At 57.5% G+C, this 15,484-nt stretch carries 17 protein-coding genes and 1 other annotated feature; of the genes, 9 read left to right on the top strand and 8 right to left on the bottom strand.

The window, feature by feature from the left end:
- The first annotated feature begins 73 nt into the window (after positions 1-73).
- From DWY76_RS09730 to DWY76_RS09720, 3 genes are all read left to right on the top strand, one after another.
- Entirely contained in the window at positions 74-1,171 is a 1,098-nt protein-coding gene (locus tag DWY76_RS09730; protein ID WP_120081223.1) for an ABC transporter substrate-binding protein, read from the top strand.
- 453 nt (positions 1,172-1,624) lie between these two features.
- Positions 1,625-2,569: an ABC transporter permease gene (locus DWY76_RS09725; protein WP_120081221.1), complete on the top strand. Its 945-nt coding sequence runs from the start codon at positions 1,625-1,627 to the stop codon at positions 2,567-2,569.
- A gap of 7 nt (positions 2,570-2,576) precedes the next feature.
- Positions 2,577-3,389: an ATP-binding cassette domain-containing protein gene (locus tag DWY76_RS09720; RefSeq protein WP_165852618.1), complete on the top strand. Its 813-nt coding sequence runs from the start codon at positions 2,577-2,579 to the stop codon at positions 3,387-3,389.
- Between the two features lie 149 nt (positions 3,390-3,538).
- Here DWY76_RS09720 and DWY76_RS09715 read toward each other — a convergent pair whose 3' ends face one another.
- The 8 genes from DWY76_RS09715 to DWY76_RS09675 all read right to left on the bottom strand — a co-directional run bounded on the left by DWY76_RS09715 (position 3,539) and on the right by DWY76_RS09675 (position 9,252).
- Positions 3,539-3,772, bottom strand: coding sequence for a hypothetical protein (locus DWY76_RS09715; protein WP_005944505.1), 234 nt, complete (start codon positions 3,770-3,772; stop codon positions 3,539-3,541).
- 88 nt (positions 3,773-3,860) lie between these two features.
- The gene (locus DWY76_RS09710) at positions 3,861-4,676 is read right to left on the bottom strand and encodes a TatD family hydrolase (RefSeq protein WP_120020929.1); all 816 of its coding nucleotides are present in this window, start codon (positions 4,674-4,676) and stop codon (positions 3,861-3,863) included.
- Positions 4,673-5,635: a DMT family transporter gene (locus tag DWY76_RS09705; RefSeq protein ID WP_120081219.1), complete on the bottom strand. Its 963-nt coding sequence runs from the start codon at positions 5,633-5,635 to the stop codon at positions 4,673-4,675. Before DWY76_RS09705 ends, DWY76_RS09710 begins: the two co-directional genes overlap by 4 nt.
- Before the next feature lie 6 nt (positions 5,636-5,641).
- Positions 5,642-7,639: a methionine--tRNA ligase gene (gene metG / locus DWY76_RS09700; RefSeq protein ID WP_005944502.1), complete on the bottom strand. Its 1,998-nt coding sequence runs from the start codon at positions 7,637-7,639 to the stop codon at positions 5,642-5,644.
- Positions 7,640-7,708: 69 nt separating this feature from the next.
- Positions 7,709-7,950 (bottom strand) — a binding site (T-box leader).
- A gap of 45 nt (positions 7,951-7,995) precedes the next feature.
- On the bottom strand, positions 7,996-8,298 hold the full coding sequence (locus tag DWY76_RS09690; RefSeq protein ID WP_097775196.1) for a Dabb family protein: 303 nt from the start codon (positions 8,296-8,298) through the stop codon (positions 7,996-7,998).
- A gap of 74 nt (positions 8,299-8,372) precedes the next feature.
- Positions 8,373-8,594: a hypothetical protein gene (locus DWY76_RS09685; protein ID WP_120081217.1), complete on the bottom strand. Its 222-nt coding sequence runs from the start codon at positions 8,592-8,594 to the stop codon at positions 8,373-8,375.
- Positions 8,595-8,603: 9 nt separating this feature from the next.
- Positions 8,604-8,915, bottom strand: a complete 312-nt coding sequence (locus DWY76_RS09680; protein ID WP_120081215.1) for a hypothetical protein — start codon at positions 8,913-8,915, stop codon at positions 8,604-8,606.
- Between the two features lie 19 nt (positions 8,916-8,934).
- Positions 8,935-9,252, bottom strand: coding sequence for a hypothetical protein (locus DWY76_RS09675; protein WP_120081213.1), 318 nt, complete (start codon positions 9,250-9,252; stop codon positions 8,935-8,937).
- Positions 9,253-10,414: 1,162 nt separating this feature from the next.
- On the opposite strand from DWY76_RS09675, the gene DWY76_RS09670 reads away from it, so the two are divergent.
- From DWY76_RS09670 to atpG, 6 genes are all read left to right on the top strand, one after another.
- Positions 10,415-10,879 (top strand): DUF2798 domain-containing protein, encoded by a 465-nt coding sequence (locus tag DWY76_RS09670; RefSeq protein WP_120081211.1) that lies wholly within the window; start codon positions 10,415-10,417, stop codon positions 10,877-10,879.
- A 504-nt stretch (positions 10,880-11,383) separates the two neighbouring features.
- The gene (locus DWY76_RS09665; RefSeq protein ID WP_165852615.1) at positions 11,384-12,067 is read left to right on the top strand and encodes a F0F1 ATP synthase subunit A; all 684 of its coding nucleotides are present in this window, start codon (positions 11,384-11,386) and stop codon (positions 12,065-12,067) included.
- A 39-nt stretch (positions 12,068-12,106) separates the two neighbouring features.
- Positions 12,107-12,334, top strand: coding sequence for an ATP synthase F0 subunit C (gene atpE / locus DWY76_RS09660; protein WP_005944490.1), 228 nt, complete (start codon positions 12,107-12,109; stop codon positions 12,332-12,334).
- A 15-nt stretch (positions 12,335-12,349) separates the two neighbouring features.
- Positions 12,350-12,841: an ATP synthase F0 subunit B gene (locus tag DWY76_RS09655; RefSeq protein WP_005944489.1), complete on the top strand. Its 492-nt coding sequence runs from the start codon at positions 12,350-12,352 to the stop codon at positions 12,839-12,841.
- Positions 12,831-14,585 (top strand): F0F1 ATP synthase subunit alpha, encoded by a 1,755-nt coding sequence (gene atpA, locus DWY76_RS09650; RefSeq protein WP_005944488.1) that lies wholly within the window; start codon positions 12,831-12,833, stop codon positions 14,583-14,585. Before DWY76_RS09655 ends, atpA begins: the two co-directional genes overlap by 11 nt.
- Entirely contained in the window at positions 14,572-15,453 is an 882-nt protein-coding gene (gene atpG, locus DWY76_RS09645) for an ATP synthase F1 subunit gamma (RefSeq protein WP_097781573.1), read from the top strand. The genes atpA and atpG overlap by 14 nt, the downstream gene beginning before the upstream one ends.
- The last annotated feature ends 31 nt before the right edge of the window (positions 15,454-15,484 follow it).

The following is a 15,484-nucleotide window of genomic DNA, read 5'->3' as shown; positions in this document are numbered from 1 at the left end:
TTGTAAGACCCGTCCCGCAAGGGGAGCGGGTCTTTTACTTTTGCCGCCCGCTCCGGGAAAGGAGTTTGCTATTATGAAAAACGTTACCATGATCTCCCGCCGCAGCTTCCTCAAGGCCGCTATGGCTGCTTCCGCCGTTTCTGCACTGGCATTCACCGGCTGCGGCGGCTCCGCTTCCAGCACCGTGGCTGCATCTTCCACTGCTTCTTCCGCTGCCGCTTCCGCAGCAGCCGAGGGTGGCCAGACCTTCAAGGTTGGCATCGTCAACTATGTGGATCATGCTTCCCTCAACCAGATCGTGGAATCTGTGGAGAGCCGTCTGGATGAGCTGGGGGCAGAGAAGGGCGTTACCTTCGACTACGCCGACTACTACGCAAATGCACAGGCTGACCAGTCCAACCTGAACCAGATCGGTGCCGACCTCGTAGGGGACGGCGTGGATGTGATCGTGGCTGTGGCTACCCCCACCGCCGCAACCATGCTGGCCGCTGTGGAGGATACCGATATCCCCGTTGTCTACTCTGCTGTCACCGACCCCGCTGCTGCAGGCTTTGACGGCGAGGAGAACATCACCGGCACCTCCGACGCACTGAACACCGAGGCCATCATGAAGCTGATCACCGCTGTCAACCCGGATATTGACACCATCGGCCTGCTGTACGACCTGAGTCAGGATGCCTCCACCCAGGCCATTGCAGACGCAAAGGCCTTCTGCGACACCAACGGCATCAAGTACATTGAGAAGAACGGCACCACCACCGCTGAGGTGCAGATGGCTGCCGAAGCCCTGATCGCCGCCGGTGTCAAGGCCGTGTTCACCCCCACCGACAACACCGTGATGACCGCAGAGCTGTCCATCTACGAGACCTTTACCGAGGCAGGCGTGCAGCACTACACCGGTGCTGACAGCTTTGCACTGAACGGGGCCTTTGTGGGCTACGGCGTGGATTACGTCCAGCTGGGCGAAGCCACTGCCGACATGGTGGCAGAGATCCTCTGCGACGGAAAGACTACCGCAGACCTGCCCTACCAGACCTTTGATAACGGCATCGTCACCATTAACACCGAGACCTGCGAAGCGCTGGGCCTTGACCTTGACACCGTGAAGGAAGCCTTCAAGCCCTACTGCACCGAGATCGTGGAAGTAACCACCGCAGAGAACTTCTCTTAAAAAAGTACCCTCTCAGTCAAAACCTGACGGTTTTGCCAGCTCCCCCGAAGGGGGGAGCTTTTGGCGGTTCTGAGGAAGTGTTTTGCTGCCCACAGTGCACCGCATCACAAGAAGCTAAATTAAATAAGTCCGGTATCTTCGTGGTTAGCAGGCTCGCCCTCTCAGTCAAATCCTACGGATTTGCCAGCTCCCCCAAAGTGGGAGCCTTTGGCAGTCCACGTAAAGTTCATCTTTCTGCCAAGGCCTCTCCCTTTGGGAGAGGTGTCACCGTAGGTGACGGAGAGGGCGAGCCTGCTTTCCGTCACGACCCTTCCCGTGAAAATGGAATACCGGAGCGTCCGCAGACGCTCCGGTATTCCGAAATAAAAACTGATTCCTTAAATTATGGCCAGAGCAAAAGCGGAGGCCATTTTAAATCGTCCACTCAAAAAGAAACATAAAAGGAGCACACACATGCTGGCGAGTATCTTTTCGCTCAACGTCCTACAGACGGCGCTGGAACTGGGCTGTATCTATGCCCTGGTGGCGCTGGCACTGTTCCTGAGCTATTCCATCCTGAACATCGCAGATCTTTCCACTGACGGCTGCTTCACGCTGGGCTGCGCCGTGGCCTGTCAGGTAGCACTGACCGGCCACCCCATTCTGGCCCTGTTCGCAGCCATGGCGGCAGGCGTGTGCTCCGGCTTTGTTACGGCTTTTCTGCAGACCCGCCTTGGCGTGGAGAGCATCATGGCAGGCATCATCGTCAACACCGGCCTTTACACCATCAATCTGGCCGTGATGGGCTTTTCCTCCACCATGTCGCTGGTCAAGACCGACACTGTTTTCTCGCTGGCAAAGGGCTCACTGAGCTTCCTTGGCGGCTGGTATAAGCTGGCCATCGCGCTGGCCATGATCCTGCTTGCCGGTGCGGCGATGCTGGGCTTTCTGGGCACCCGGCTGGGCCTGTCCATCCGCGCCACCGGTGACAACGCTGCTATGGTGCGTGCTTCCAGCATCAACCCGGCTTTCACCATTACGGTGGGCCTGTGCATTTCCGGCGCATTGTGCGCCCTCTCCGGCGGACTGCTGGCGCAGTATCAGAAGAGCTGCGATATCAATGTGGGCACCGGCATGGTGACCATCGCACTGGCTTCCCTCATCATCGGCGAGACTCTGCTTGGTAAGCGCACCATGCTGCGCCGGATCATCGGCGTGGTGTTCGGCAGCTGCCTGTACCGTTTTATCGTGGCTGTGGCCCTGCGCTTCAATGTGCCTGCCGCCGCCATGAAGCTGGTGTCCGCCATCATCGTGGCCATCGCCATTTCGATGCCGGCCATCAAGGAAAAAATCGCCTTTGAGCAGCGCAAGCATGGGGCCTGCCGCCGCCGCGGGACCACCGGCAAGGAGGGAAAGTAAGATGGAAATGCTTCAGCTGAACGATCTGCACAAGACTTTCAACCCCGGCACGGTCAATGAAAAAGTGGCCCTGAACGGTGTCAGCCTGCACATGGAAGCCGGGGACTTTGCCACCATCGTGGGCTCCAACGGCGCGGGCAAATCCACCCTGTTCAACGCCATCACCGGCGGCTTCATCGCGGATGAGGGCAGCATCCTGCTGGGCGGACAGGATATCACCTTTGCGCCGGAGCATCAGCGCAGCAAGGTCATCGGCCACCTGTTTCAGGACCCGCTCAAAGGCACGGCACCCAACATGACCATTGAGGAAAACCTTGCACTGGCCTATCTGCGTGCCGGCACCGCGCCCCACGCCATCTTTTCCCGCATCTCCCGCAAGGACAAGGAAGTGTTCCGCGAAAAGCTGGCGCTGCTGGATATGGGCCTTGAGGACCGCATGAAGCAGCCGGTGGGACTGCTTTCCGGTGGCCAGCGGCAGGCGCTGACCCTGCTCATGGCAACGCTGGTCACCCCAAAGCTGTTGCTGCTGGACGAGCACACCGCCGCACTGGACCCCGCCACCGCCGAAAAGGTACTGGAGCTGACCAAGAGCATCGTGGCTGAAAAGAAGATCACCTGCCTGATGGTCACCCACAATATGCATCAGGCACTGGAGCTGGGCAACCGCACCCTGATGATGGATTCCGGCCGCATCGTCTTTGACGTGAAGGGCGAGGAACGCAGCCGGATGACCGTGGACGACCTGCTTGAAAAGTTCCGCGAGAACGCAGGCAAGAACCTGGACAACGACCGCATCCTGCTGAGTAAAGTGGAAAAGTGACCCGGACAGGAAAGCACAGCCCCGACAGACCATGCAGTCTGCCGGGGCTGTATTTTTGCGGGGAAGTGCACCGTAGGGAAAAGCGGTTCCCCCTGAAACAGCAAATCCCCCCTGCGCAGATGCACAGAGGGGATTTTAAATATCGGAAATTACTGAACGTATTCGACCGTGTACTCGAAGCCGTACTCTTCCTGCAGCTTCTTCACCTCGGCCTCGCAGTCCTCGATGAAGGTGGGGGCGTAGACGGAAGCGCCATTGTGGGCCTTCTTGTAGTCCTCAACGATCTGCTGCAGCTTTGCCCAGCCCTCGTTGGCCTTGTTCTGGTCGATGCTGTCGGGGAAGTTGATGATGAACTCGCGGTGCTTAGGAATACGTGCTTTCATGGTAGGTTCTCCTTATAACAGTTTGGATTTTGATTGTTGATTTATACAGAAGCACAGAGAAAAACCTGTGCAACTTGCGAAAAACGGATCACAGCCCGTATACCCGGCGGGCATTTTCGGCTGTGGTGCGGAACACCTCTTCCACAGAGATGCCCCGCAGCTGGGCGATATACTCGCCCACATAGCGGATGAGGGAGCTGTCACAGCGGGTGCCGCGCACCGGCTCCGGTGCCATGTAGGGGCAGTCGGTCTCCAGCACGATGCTTTCCAGCGGCAGGGCGCTGATGGCTTTTGCCGCCCGCTTGGCACCCTTGAAGGTGCACGCCCCGCCAAAACCGATGAACAGTCCCTGTTTTGCCAGCCACACCGCGTCGTCGGCACTGCCGGAATAGCAGTGGACGATGCCCTTGGGCTGGTATTTTTTGAGCAGGGCGTAAACGTCGGCGTGGGCGTTGCGGTCGTGCACGATGATGGGTTTGTCCAGCTCCAGCGCCAGCCGGATGTGTGCCTCAAACATGGCCAGCTGGGCATCCTTGGGCACAGGCCAGTGGTAGTCCAGCCCGCACTCCCCCACTGCCACCACCTTGGGGTCCTCGTAATACAGGGCCAGAGCGCGCATCTCTGCGGCCCAGTCTCCGCCGTACACCGAGACCGTAGGAGCCGGGCCTTCCTCGCCGCAGTCGGCGGCGGGCAGCAGGCTTTCCGGGTGGATGCCAACAGCTGCCACCACCCACGGGTAGCGGTGCGCCAGCTCCAGCACTTTGGGTGCATCCCCGGAGTGGGTGGCCTGTTCACACACGCCCACCACGCCCTTGCCGGGCAGGCTGTCCAGCAGGAAATCGCGGTCTGCGTCAAAAGCGCGGGCACTGTAGTGCGCGTGGGTGTCAAAAATGGGGCCGGTCATTTGCCCTCCTTTTTGGCGGGGGCCTTGTTCACCAGCCAGATGCCCACACACACGAACACCAGCGCCGCCAGATACTGCCAGCGGAACAGGGGTTCGCCGTTGAGCACGACGCTCAGCAGCACGTTGACCACCGGGTTCACGAAGCCAAAGATGGCAATGCGGCTGACCGGGTTGTTCTTCATCAGCAGGGCCCACAGCACATAGCCTGCCCCGCAGATGAAGGCCAGATACAGCATGACCACCACCGCCAGTGCGCTCTGCACATGGAGACTGCCGCCCAGCACAGTGCCCAGCACGAACAGTGCCAGACCGCCCACGAACAGGTTGATGAAGCAGACGGCAAAGCTGTCTGCTTTTTTGGTCACGGATTTGTTCCACGGGCCGGACAGGGTAAAGATGATGGTAGCGGCCATCATGCAGAACACGCCCCAGCCGCTTCCGCTGCCGTGGTTGCCCAGCGTGCCGATGAGCACGCCCGCAAAGCCGATGACACAGCCCAGCGTTTTGGCAGCGGTCATGCGGTCGGCGTTGCCGTAGATGAAATGGGCAAAAATCACGCCCAGAAAGCTCTGGGTGCTGTTCAGGATACCGCCAAAGGCACCCGTGAGCATGGCAACAGCGATGTAATAGAATGCGTACTGGGTCGTGGTCTGCCACAGGCCCAGAGCACAGCACTCCGCTGCCACTTTGCCGCGGGGAAACTTGGGCAGGCGGCTCTGCAACAGAACACTGCCCAGAAGCACCAGAAAGCTGCCCAGCATGAACCGCACACCGGCAAAGCAGAAGATGGAGGCGGTGCTGCCGGAATCAATGGAGAACAGCCGGTAGCCCAGCTTGATGAAGGGGAAGGCCGAGCCCCACAGCACATTGCAGAAGATGGCCAGCAGCACGGCAAACACCGGCGTGCCGAAAATTTTATCCAGCCATTCCGCGTGGGAAAGCGTTTTGTTTTCCTGCATGGCGGCTCAGTGGATGCGGCTGCCTACGGGGGTGTCGTCGCCGTAGAAAGCGATGGAGCAGCCGCCGTCGGCGGTATCAGCAGCAAAGATCATGCCCTCGCTGACGTACTTGCCCTTCATCATCGGGCGGGGAGCCAGATTGCACACAATGCCGATCTTCTTACCGATCAGGTCTTCCGGCTTGAACCACTTTGCAATGCCGGAAAGGATGCAGCGCTCCCGCTCGCCGTCGAACACGGTCAGGTGCAGCAGCTTCTTGCTCTCCTTCAGGTTCTCGCAGGCGCGCACCTCGGCCACGCGCAGCTCCACCTTGCAGAAGGTGTCAAAGTCGATCTCTTCCTCGTGGGTAAAGTCCACGGTGCTCTCCTCGGCGGGGGCGGCAGCCTTCTTCTCTGCTTCGGCCTTGGCCTTGTTGGCAGCTTCGGCAGCGGCCTTGCGTTTCTCGTCCTCTTCCTTCAGGTGGGCAATTTCCTTTGCCACATCGATGCGGGGGAACAGTGCCTCGCCCTTGTGCACGGTGTAGGTCTCCTGTGCGCCGTAGGTGGTCTTGGTCAGGTCCAGAGCAGATGCGTCCAGACCCAGCTGTTCCATCATCTTGGGTGCGGTGGTGGGCAGGTATGCGTTCAGCAGGATGCCGCACACGCGCAGTGCCTCGCACAGGTGGTACAGCACGCTCTCCAGACGGGCCTTGTTGGCCTCGTCCTTGGCCAGCGCCCAGGGTGCGGTCTCGTCGATGTACTTGTTGGCGCGCTGGATGACCGCAAAGATCTCCATCAGGGCCTGCGGGATGGTCAGGCTGTCCATGTCGGCCGTGACCTTGGCGGTCAGCTCGTTGACCATGGTCTCCAGCTCGGTGTCAATGGCCTCGGTACCGGCCACATTGTGCACGGTGCCGCCGAAGTACTTCTCGCACATGGCGACCGTGCGGCTGAGCAGGTTGCCCAAATCGTTCGCCAGATCGCTGTTGATGCGGGTGATCAGGGCTTCGTTGGTGAACATGCCATCGTTGCCGAAGGGAATCTCACGCAGCAGGAAGTAGCGGATGGCATCCACGCCGTAGCGGTCGCACAGGATCACAGGGTCCACCACGTTGCCCACGGACTTGGACATCTTGCCGCCGTTCATCAGCAGCCAGCCGTGGCCGAACACCCGTTTGGGCAGGGGCAGATCCAGAGCCATCAGCATGGCGGGCCACAGAATGGTGTGGAAACGCAGGATCTCCTTGCCCACCATGTGAAGGTCGGCAGGCCAGAACTTGTCGTAGTCGTGATATTTTTCGTTACCGTAGCCCAGCGCGGAGATATAGTTGCTCAGGGCGTCCACCCACACATACATGGTGTGCTTGGGGTCGAAGGGCACGGGGATGCCCCACTTCACGGAGGTGCGGGACACGCAGGTGTCCTGCAGGCCCTGCTTGATGAAGGCGATCATCTCGTTCTTGCGGCTCTCAGGCTGGATGAACTGGGGGTTCTCCTCGTAGAGCTTCAGCAGGCGGTCGGCATACTTGCTGGTCTTGAAGAAGTAGGCTTCCTCGTGTGCGTCGTACACTTCGCGGCCGCAATCGGGGCACTTGCCGTCCACCAGCTGGCTGTCGGTCCAGAAGCTCTCGCAGGGCTTGCAGTAGTGGCCGATGTACTCGCCCTTGTAGATGTCGCCCTGCTCATACAGCTTGGTGAAAATTTTCTGGCAGGACTCCATGTGGTAGTCGTCGGTGGTGCGGATGAAGCGGTCGTAGCTGACGTCCAGCAGCTTCCACAGATCCTTGACGGTGGCTACGATCTTGTCCACATACTCCTTGGGGGTCACACCGGCATCGGCAGCCTTGTCCTGAATTTTCTGGCCGTGCTCGTCGGTGCCGGTCAGGAACATGACGTCATAGCCCTGCATCCGCTTGAAGCGTGCCAGTGCGTCGCAGGCGACAGTGGTATAGCTGTGGCCGATGTGCAGCTTGTCGCTGGGGTAGTAGATGGGAGTGGTGATGTAGAATGTCTTGTGCTCACTCATAGGTTGATACTCTTCCTTTCCTGATTTGGCGGGGGACGAAAAAAGCCCTCATCCTGCCGGACTGAGCCGGACAAGGACGAGAGCCTGAAACTTTCGTGGTACCACCTTGCTTCGCCGCACCCTTGCGGGCGCAGCCTTTTGCCGGGCCAAAAAGCACGGCGCAGCGCGGTAACGGGCGCACCCGTCGCAGGCTCAATTTTCACCTGCGCAGCTCCGAGACCATCTTCGGCATCGCGCGGCCTGCCCGGTTCCATCCTTCGGGCTTTCTGTCAGGCGCAGACGGTGCGTACTCTTCTCTTCACAGCCAATTTACACTGTTATGTCTATAATACGCAAAAACGGTGGGTTTGTCAACATTAAATCTCGTAATCCAGACAGAACCGTGCCTTGGTGTAGGGCCGCACCTTGCCGTCGGCCACAGCCACATGGGCGGGATGGACGGAGTAGCCCTTGAGGGCCTCGGCGCTTTCAAAGGTGGTGTCCAGCATCAGGTCGGCGGTGGAAGAGGGGAGACCGTTGATGTTGACATGCACTTCCACAAGGCCGGGGATCTTGCCGGCCAGACTTTCCAGCCCCTCTTTGATGCCTGCCTTGACGGCGGCTTTTTCGGCATCGGACAGCTCGTCCTTCAGCTGCCACAGGATCACATGCTTGACCATAATAAAATACCTCCTGCGTTTTTTCTCATTGTAGCAGGATGAGAAAACGAACGCAAGAGGAAAGCTGCAAAGTATTATTGGGGTGCGAACAGCAGAACCACCAGAAGCACGGCACAGAGCACCGAAACTACGATGCCCTCCAGCCGGGTCAATTTGATGTACTCTTCCGTGGGCTCAGGTACCTGCGTGTACCGCCTGCGGGAGCGCAGGGCAATGGCATCTTCCGGATGCAGCGCCATAAAAATGCCGAACCCGATGCCGAAAAGTGCGGTTAAGATCGCACAGATGACTTCCATAGCAACCTCTCACTTTTTGTTTTTGTCGTCCCTGCTCAGAGTATAGCACAGATACGAGATCAGCAGGGCAGCGCACAACACGAGCGCTGCCACCATCAAAATGGAGTGCAGCGGCTCGACCCTGGGAAGAAAGGTGTTGACCAGATAGAGTGCACCGCAAAGGATCGAAGCAATGCCGTAAAATTTGCGGAAGTGCTTCTTTTCGTCCTCACTGCTCCATCCGGTGCCGGTGCCATTGTACAGATCCCGGATGCCGCGGTACAAAAACAGCACACCCAGCGCGGCGTTCAGCCAATCCCAGTCCGAAAGATTCAAATTCATGGTGGCCCCTTTCCGGCTGTCAATCCGCACTATGGTTCCAGCTTTCGTAAGCGACAAGATAAAGAAGGTCTCCCACGATGGCGATGCCGAAGATGATACGGTAGAGCAGCGATGTAACAGGTGTGAAGGCTAAGATCAGAAAGGCGATGCTGTTGAGCATGTAAAACACGCCGTTCTTTTTCTGCCAGAAGGCGCGGTACTCCGGGTCGCGGTGATACTGGTTGAACGGCAGATCGAGGAACGGGTCTTTGCCTTGAAGGTCCCGAATGCCGGAGATGAACCAGATAACGGTCAGCACAAGGTTGAACAGAGTGGAAAACGAAACGAACGACTCCATGAAATGCACCTCCCATCTTTTTCCACAGTATACCACAGAAAAGTGCAAAAACAAAGGACGGTATTCAACCGCGCAGCGTAAAATTTGCACAAATCGAGCGTTGACTGTTGGTGAAAACAGCACAAAATAAAACCAGCCGGACGAGGCGGTTGCAAGCCCTCGTCCGGCTGGATACTTACTTCTTCGGAGTCATAAGCCTCTTCTCCTTGGGGTTCCTCATTTTCGGAGTAAACGTTTCATAGGGTGACTCTCCTTAGAAACTACTGGAAACTGAGAATCTATTTCAAGGGGACTGATTACTTAGTACATTGGATTGACCCTTCTCTTAACTGATGGAGTGCGGCACCGAGATTCGGAAGATGAATTTCATATTACCACATTCTTTCGAGTTAGATTCGCCAGGGGCAAACTACTTAGTACATTGGTAGAACTCCTTTTTTGCTATTCAAATAATGTTCTCCGTACAAAAGATACCTTCATAGGAATCATCTCCGGCGGATCTATTTGAATCGCTGGGGGTTAAGTTTATCGACAGGTTGTCGTGTAATCGCATTTTTGATGCTCAAGACTGGCTCATTTTTGTTGTGTTTTTATACGGGGGAAACATCCCGTCTGTGGTGAGCCTCTATTTTGCTTCTCAGCGAATCCCGACAGCCTGTCCCTGCTGTGCGGGTTCCATATCGACCATCGGTCTCGCTCCTTTCTGCTTCAAGTCAGCGGGATTAGCTCTCTCTTGAGCTTCTGCTGTACTTCTCTGGTTTCTGGCTTTATTATACATATTCCTGATTGATTTGTCTATTCGCAGAGTGCACAAGGATAGAAATATAAAATTGTGCAGTTCTTGAAAAACAGCAGATAGAACGTGCAAAATGCCGCTTTCTGTGCGGTGTGCCCGGGCAATCGGGCCCTTTGGGGAGGAACTCTGTGCCCTGCAGGGAGGGCTGCCGGGAGAGTCACAGCAAAGCTGCCCAGAAGTTCCGGGCCGTTTGTGGAGGATTTTGCGCAAAACGGGAGAAAGTGTCCACAGGGTATTATGCGTCAGATCGATTTGTGCTAAAATAGCACCAATGAATGGTAGTCGCCGCCGCCCCGCGAGATGAAAGTTTCGCGGGGCGGCTTTTTTGCGGCAAAAATTTAGACACAAAAGAAACGGAGAATCAAAATGCCTAAAACTTTACCGGAACGTATCTTCTTTACCATTGTCATGGCTGCAATTATGGTCTATGGCATGATCGTTTACAATGTGGCGCTGAACACAGGCGGTGTCACCAATGCCACCTTTGTTATGGCACTGCACGAGATGCCGATCATGGTTCCCATTGCCTGCGTGCTGGAATTTTTCGTGGTGGAGAAACTGGCCACCGGATTGGCGTTTATGTTCATGCGGCCCACAGATCGTCCGCAGTTCATCACCTATGCCATCTCGCTGATGATCGTGTGCATCATGTGCCCGGTGATGAGCCTGATCGCAACGGTGCTGTTTAAAGAACCCGGCTTTGGCACTTGGGTGCATACATGGGGCTACAATATGCCCATGGCCCTGTGCTGGCAGATGCTGTACTGCGGGCCGCTTGCCCGTGCCATCTTCCGGCTGGTGTTCCGCCGCGGCGCAAAACAGGCGGACTGACAGATTTTAGATATGCAGTTATAATAAATATGTATAGGAGCGGGTGTAATACCGGACGAGACGCCTATACGAATTTTATATATCGGGCATATAAAGTATGTAAAATGGGGCATTTTTGATGGAAATATTCCCCGGAATGCCCTGAAAAAGCCATTGAAACCTAAGAATTGGCTAAGAAATTTGTGGAAAAAGTACATGTGAAGAACGTTTTATTGGACAAGATGCACAACTTTTTTTGTATATCAATGCAGTAGAACCACCTAAAATGTAGAATGTGCACAAAGCCACTTGCCAATTTTCGTCAATCGTACTATCATACACAACGAAAAAAGACGAAGTGACCCGTGCAGGAGGGAGGGTGTGACCGGACAGAGCCGAACACCTTCCTTACTTTTTTCACAAAGCTGCGCCTTTTCTTCGAGCGATAAGAAGGACGCTGCGCCGCCGGGGCGGTGCGGCGGTCTTACCCCCGGAACCCTATTCTTCAGGAAGGAGGAAAAACAATTGAATAATCTGACCAAAGCATTGATGGAAGAGCTGACCGTTGAATACGTCAAGGTCGGCCCGCTGCAGATCCCGGAATCCGTGGTCATCAGCTGGGTGATCCTGGCCATCGTCACCATCGGCTCGATCCTGCTTACCAGAAACCTGAAGGTGGACCATATCAGCAAGCGTCAGGCCGTGCTGGAAATGGCCTACCTCGCAGGCACTAATTTCTTTGAAGGTCTGCTGGGCGAAAAGGGCAGGCGCTATGTGCCTTACCTGATGACCGTGGCCATCTACATCGCCTTCAGCAACCTGATCGGCGTGTTCGGTGTCAAGCCCCCCACGAAGGATCTGGACGTGACCGCAGCGCTGGCGCTGATGAGCATTGTGCTGATCGAGGGTGCCGGCATCCGTGCACGCGGCGGCGTTGGCTTCTTCAAGAGTCTGGCTGCCCCCACGCCGGTCATGACCCCTATGAACATCCTCGAGATCGCCATCCGCCCCACCAGCCTGTGCATGCGACTGTTCGGCAACGTGCTGGGTGCATTCGTCATCATGGAGCTGATCAAGCTCGTGGTGCCTGTGTTCGTCCCGGCGGTGTTCAGCCTGTATTTTGACCTGTTCGACGGTCTGATCCAGACCTATGTGTTCGTGTTCCTGACTTCGCTGTTCATGAAAGAAACCATGGGCGGAGAAGACTGATCCATTGATATTTACTGAATTTAAAAGAAGGTTATTACTATGAATGGTTTGATTGCTCTGGGCGCTGGCATTGCAGCGCTGACCGGCATTGGCGGCGGTATCGGCATCGGCATCGCAACGGGTAAGGCAACGGAGGCAATCTCCCGTCAGCCCGAGGCATCCGGCAAGATCCAGACCAACCTGCTGCTGGGCGCTGCTCTGGCAGAAGGTACTGCAATTTTCGGCTTCGTCGTTGCACTGCTGATCATCCTGTTCCTGGGTCAGTAACGGAGGCGCAGACGAATGCTGAAGTTGGATATTAACCTGCTGTGGACCGTCGTGAACGTCCTCGTCATGTATGCGGTGCTGCGCAAGTTCCTGTTCAAGCCTGTTCAGGACGTGATCGCAAAGCGCCAGCAGATGGTGGACGCAAACCTGGCCGATGCGGAGACCTCCAAGAAGGAAGCCGCAGAGACCATGAACGCCGCGCAGGAAAAACTGCGCAATGTGGACAATGAGGCCGCTGCCCGCCGCGAAGCCTACGAAAAGCAGGCTGAGGTCGAAAAGCAGCAGCTGCTGGCAGATGCCCGCAAGCAGGCGGACGCCATCGTGGCCGCCGGCAAGGCGAGCGCCGAGGCCGAACGCCAGAGCAAGCTGCGGGAAGCCGATGCCCAGACCACGGCACTGGCCCGTGCGATGTGCGAGAAGCTGCTGGCCCGCAATCTGACCGCCCAGGACGATGCACGTCTGCTGGACGATCTGCTGGAGAAAGCAGGTGCAGGCAATGGCAACTGAATTCAGTCGTGAATTTTTTGCGGACAACCGCATCGTCAAGGCCGAGCTGCGCAGCGCCCGCAAGCCCCGGGAAGAGGAGCTGAACCGGATCCGCGCCGAGGTACGCAAGCTGTATGATGCCACCGAGGTCATCCTGAACGTGACGGTGGACGAGAGCCTGCTGTCCGGCTATGTCCTGCAGGTGGGCGACCGCGTGTTCGATAACTCCGGCCGTCATCAGCTGGACAAGATGATGGAGGGCAAGCCCTCGCTGGCTACCCTCAAGACCCGCATTGAGGACTACAAGCCCGCCGAGACCTCTGCCGAGGGCGGTGTGGTCATCTCCTCTGCCGACGGCATCGTGCACGTCGAAGGCATGAACCGCGCCGTGTACGGCGAGATCGTCACCTTCGACAACGGTGCCAAGGGCATGGTGGAGAGCGTGGACCCCGAACAGCTGGGCATCATGCTGTTCGACGGAGCTGAGACCGTCGGCGTGGGCACCATGGTGACCCGCAGCGGCAAGCGTGCCGGCATCCCGGTGGGCGATGCCTTCCTGGGCCGTGTCATCAGCCCGCTGGGCGAGCCCATCGATGGCAAGGGCCCCATTGAAGCTGTGGGCTACAACCCCATCGAAAAGCAGGCCCCCGGCATTCTGGAGCGTCAGAGCGTGGATACCCCGCTCCACACCGGCATCCTCGCCATCGATTCCATGTTCCCCATCGGCCGCGGTCAGCGTGAGCTGATCATCGGCGACCGCCAGACCGGCAAGACCTCCATCGCCACGGACGCCATCCTGAACCAGAAGAACACCGGTGTGCTGTGCATTTATGTGGCCATCGGCCAGAAGGCTTCTTCCATTGCCCGCGTGGCAGGCGATCTGCAGAAGCACGGTGCCATGAGCTACACCACCATCGTGGCGGCTACTGCTTCGGATTCCGCTCCCCTGCAGTACATCGCACCCTATGCCGGTACCGCACTGGCCGAGTACTTCATGAGTCAGGGCAAGAGCGTGCTGATCGTTTACGACGATCTGTCCAAGCATGCAGTGGCCTACCGTGCCATTTCTCTGCTGCTGCGCCGCTCTCCGGGCCGTGAGGCTTACCCCGGCGATGTGTTCTATCTGCACTCCCGTCTGCTGGAGCGCTCCTGCCGGATGCGCGACGATCTGGGCGGCGGTTCCATCACCGCACTGCCTATCGTAGAGACGCAGGCAGGCGACGTTTCGGCCTACATCCCCACCAATGTCATTTCCATCACCGATGGTCAGATCTTCCTCGAGAGCGCTCTGTTCAATGCAGGCAACCGCCCGGCCGTCAATGTGGGTCTGTCGGTGTCCCGTGTGGGCGGCGCTGCCCAGACCAAGGCCATGAAGAAGGCCAACGCCAACCTGCGTATCGAGCTGGCACAGTACAAGGATATGGAGTCCTTTGCACAGTTCAGCTCGGATCTGGACGCAGAGACCCGCCGCCAGCTGGACCACGGCAAGGCTCTGATGGAAATGCTCAAGCAGCCGCTGTATCAGCCCAAGTCCGACGCCGAGCAGGTGGTCACGCTGGTGCTGGCTTCCCACGGTGTGCTGGACGAACTGCCCACTGCCGAGCTGCGCGCCAAAACTTCCGCATTTGTGCGTCAGTTCCGCGCGGATGTGTCCGGTACGATGGATAAGATCACCGCCACCGGCAAGCTGGAACCTGAAATGGTCGATGCCATCCTGAACGCCTGGAAAGCTTATGCGGGAGGCGACAGCCATGCCGTCCAGTAAGCTGCTGAAGGAGCGCATCGAGAGCATTCAGGACACCATGAAGATCACGAACGCCATGTACCTGATCTCCTCGTCCAAGCTGCGCAAGGCACGTAAGAACTACCAGAATGTATCGCCCTACTTCAACCGTATGCGCGATACCATTTCCCGCGTGGTGCCCCACCTGCCGGAAGAGCCGGTGCATCCGTTCTTCCACGAGCGTAATATCGCAAACCCCAAGCGGGCCTACATCGTGCTGACGGCAGATAAGGGCATGGCAGGCGCTTACAACCAGAACATCATCAAGTTCCTCAAGGAAAATGCGGATGAGAACGACCGGTTCTATGTGATCGGCCAGACCGGCTACCGCGCCCTGTACCACAAGGATCCGCGGCTGGTGGAGGATTTCCACTACGGTGCCACGGAGCCTACGCTGCAGCGTGCCCGCGATATCACGATGGACGCCATCGATGATTTCAAGACCGGCAAGCTGGATGAGATCTATCTCATCTATACCCGCATCGAGAATGCACTGACCAGCGAGCCCACCATGGTGCGTCTGCTGCCGCTGGACCGCGCCCATCTGCAGCCTGCCCCCAAGGGTCTGGGCGATCCGAAGGGCGATGTGGAGATGTTCCCGTCTGCATGGACGGTGTTTGAACAGATCGCGCCCATTTATATGCACGGCATGATCTTTGGTGCCATGACCGAGAGCTTCTGCGCAGAGCAGAGCGCCCGCATGACCGCCATGGATTCCGCCACCAAGAACGCCAACGATATGATCCGGGAGCTGCAGCTGGAGTACAACCGCACCCGTCAGGGCTCCATTACACAGGAGATCACCGAGATCATCGGCGGTGCGGCTGCCGTGCAGAACCGGGCGGAATAAAACGTATTTACAAATTAGTATAGAGGCAATC

Source organism: Faecalibacterium sp. AF27-11BH, assembly GCF_003603005.1.
GTDB classification, from domain to species: domain Bacteria; phylum Bacillota; class Clostridia; order Oscillospirales; family Ruminococcaceae; genus Faecalibacterium; species Faecalibacterium taiwanense.
Note: the sequence above shows the minus strand (reverse complement) of the source record. Positions and strands in the feature narration are given on the sequence as shown.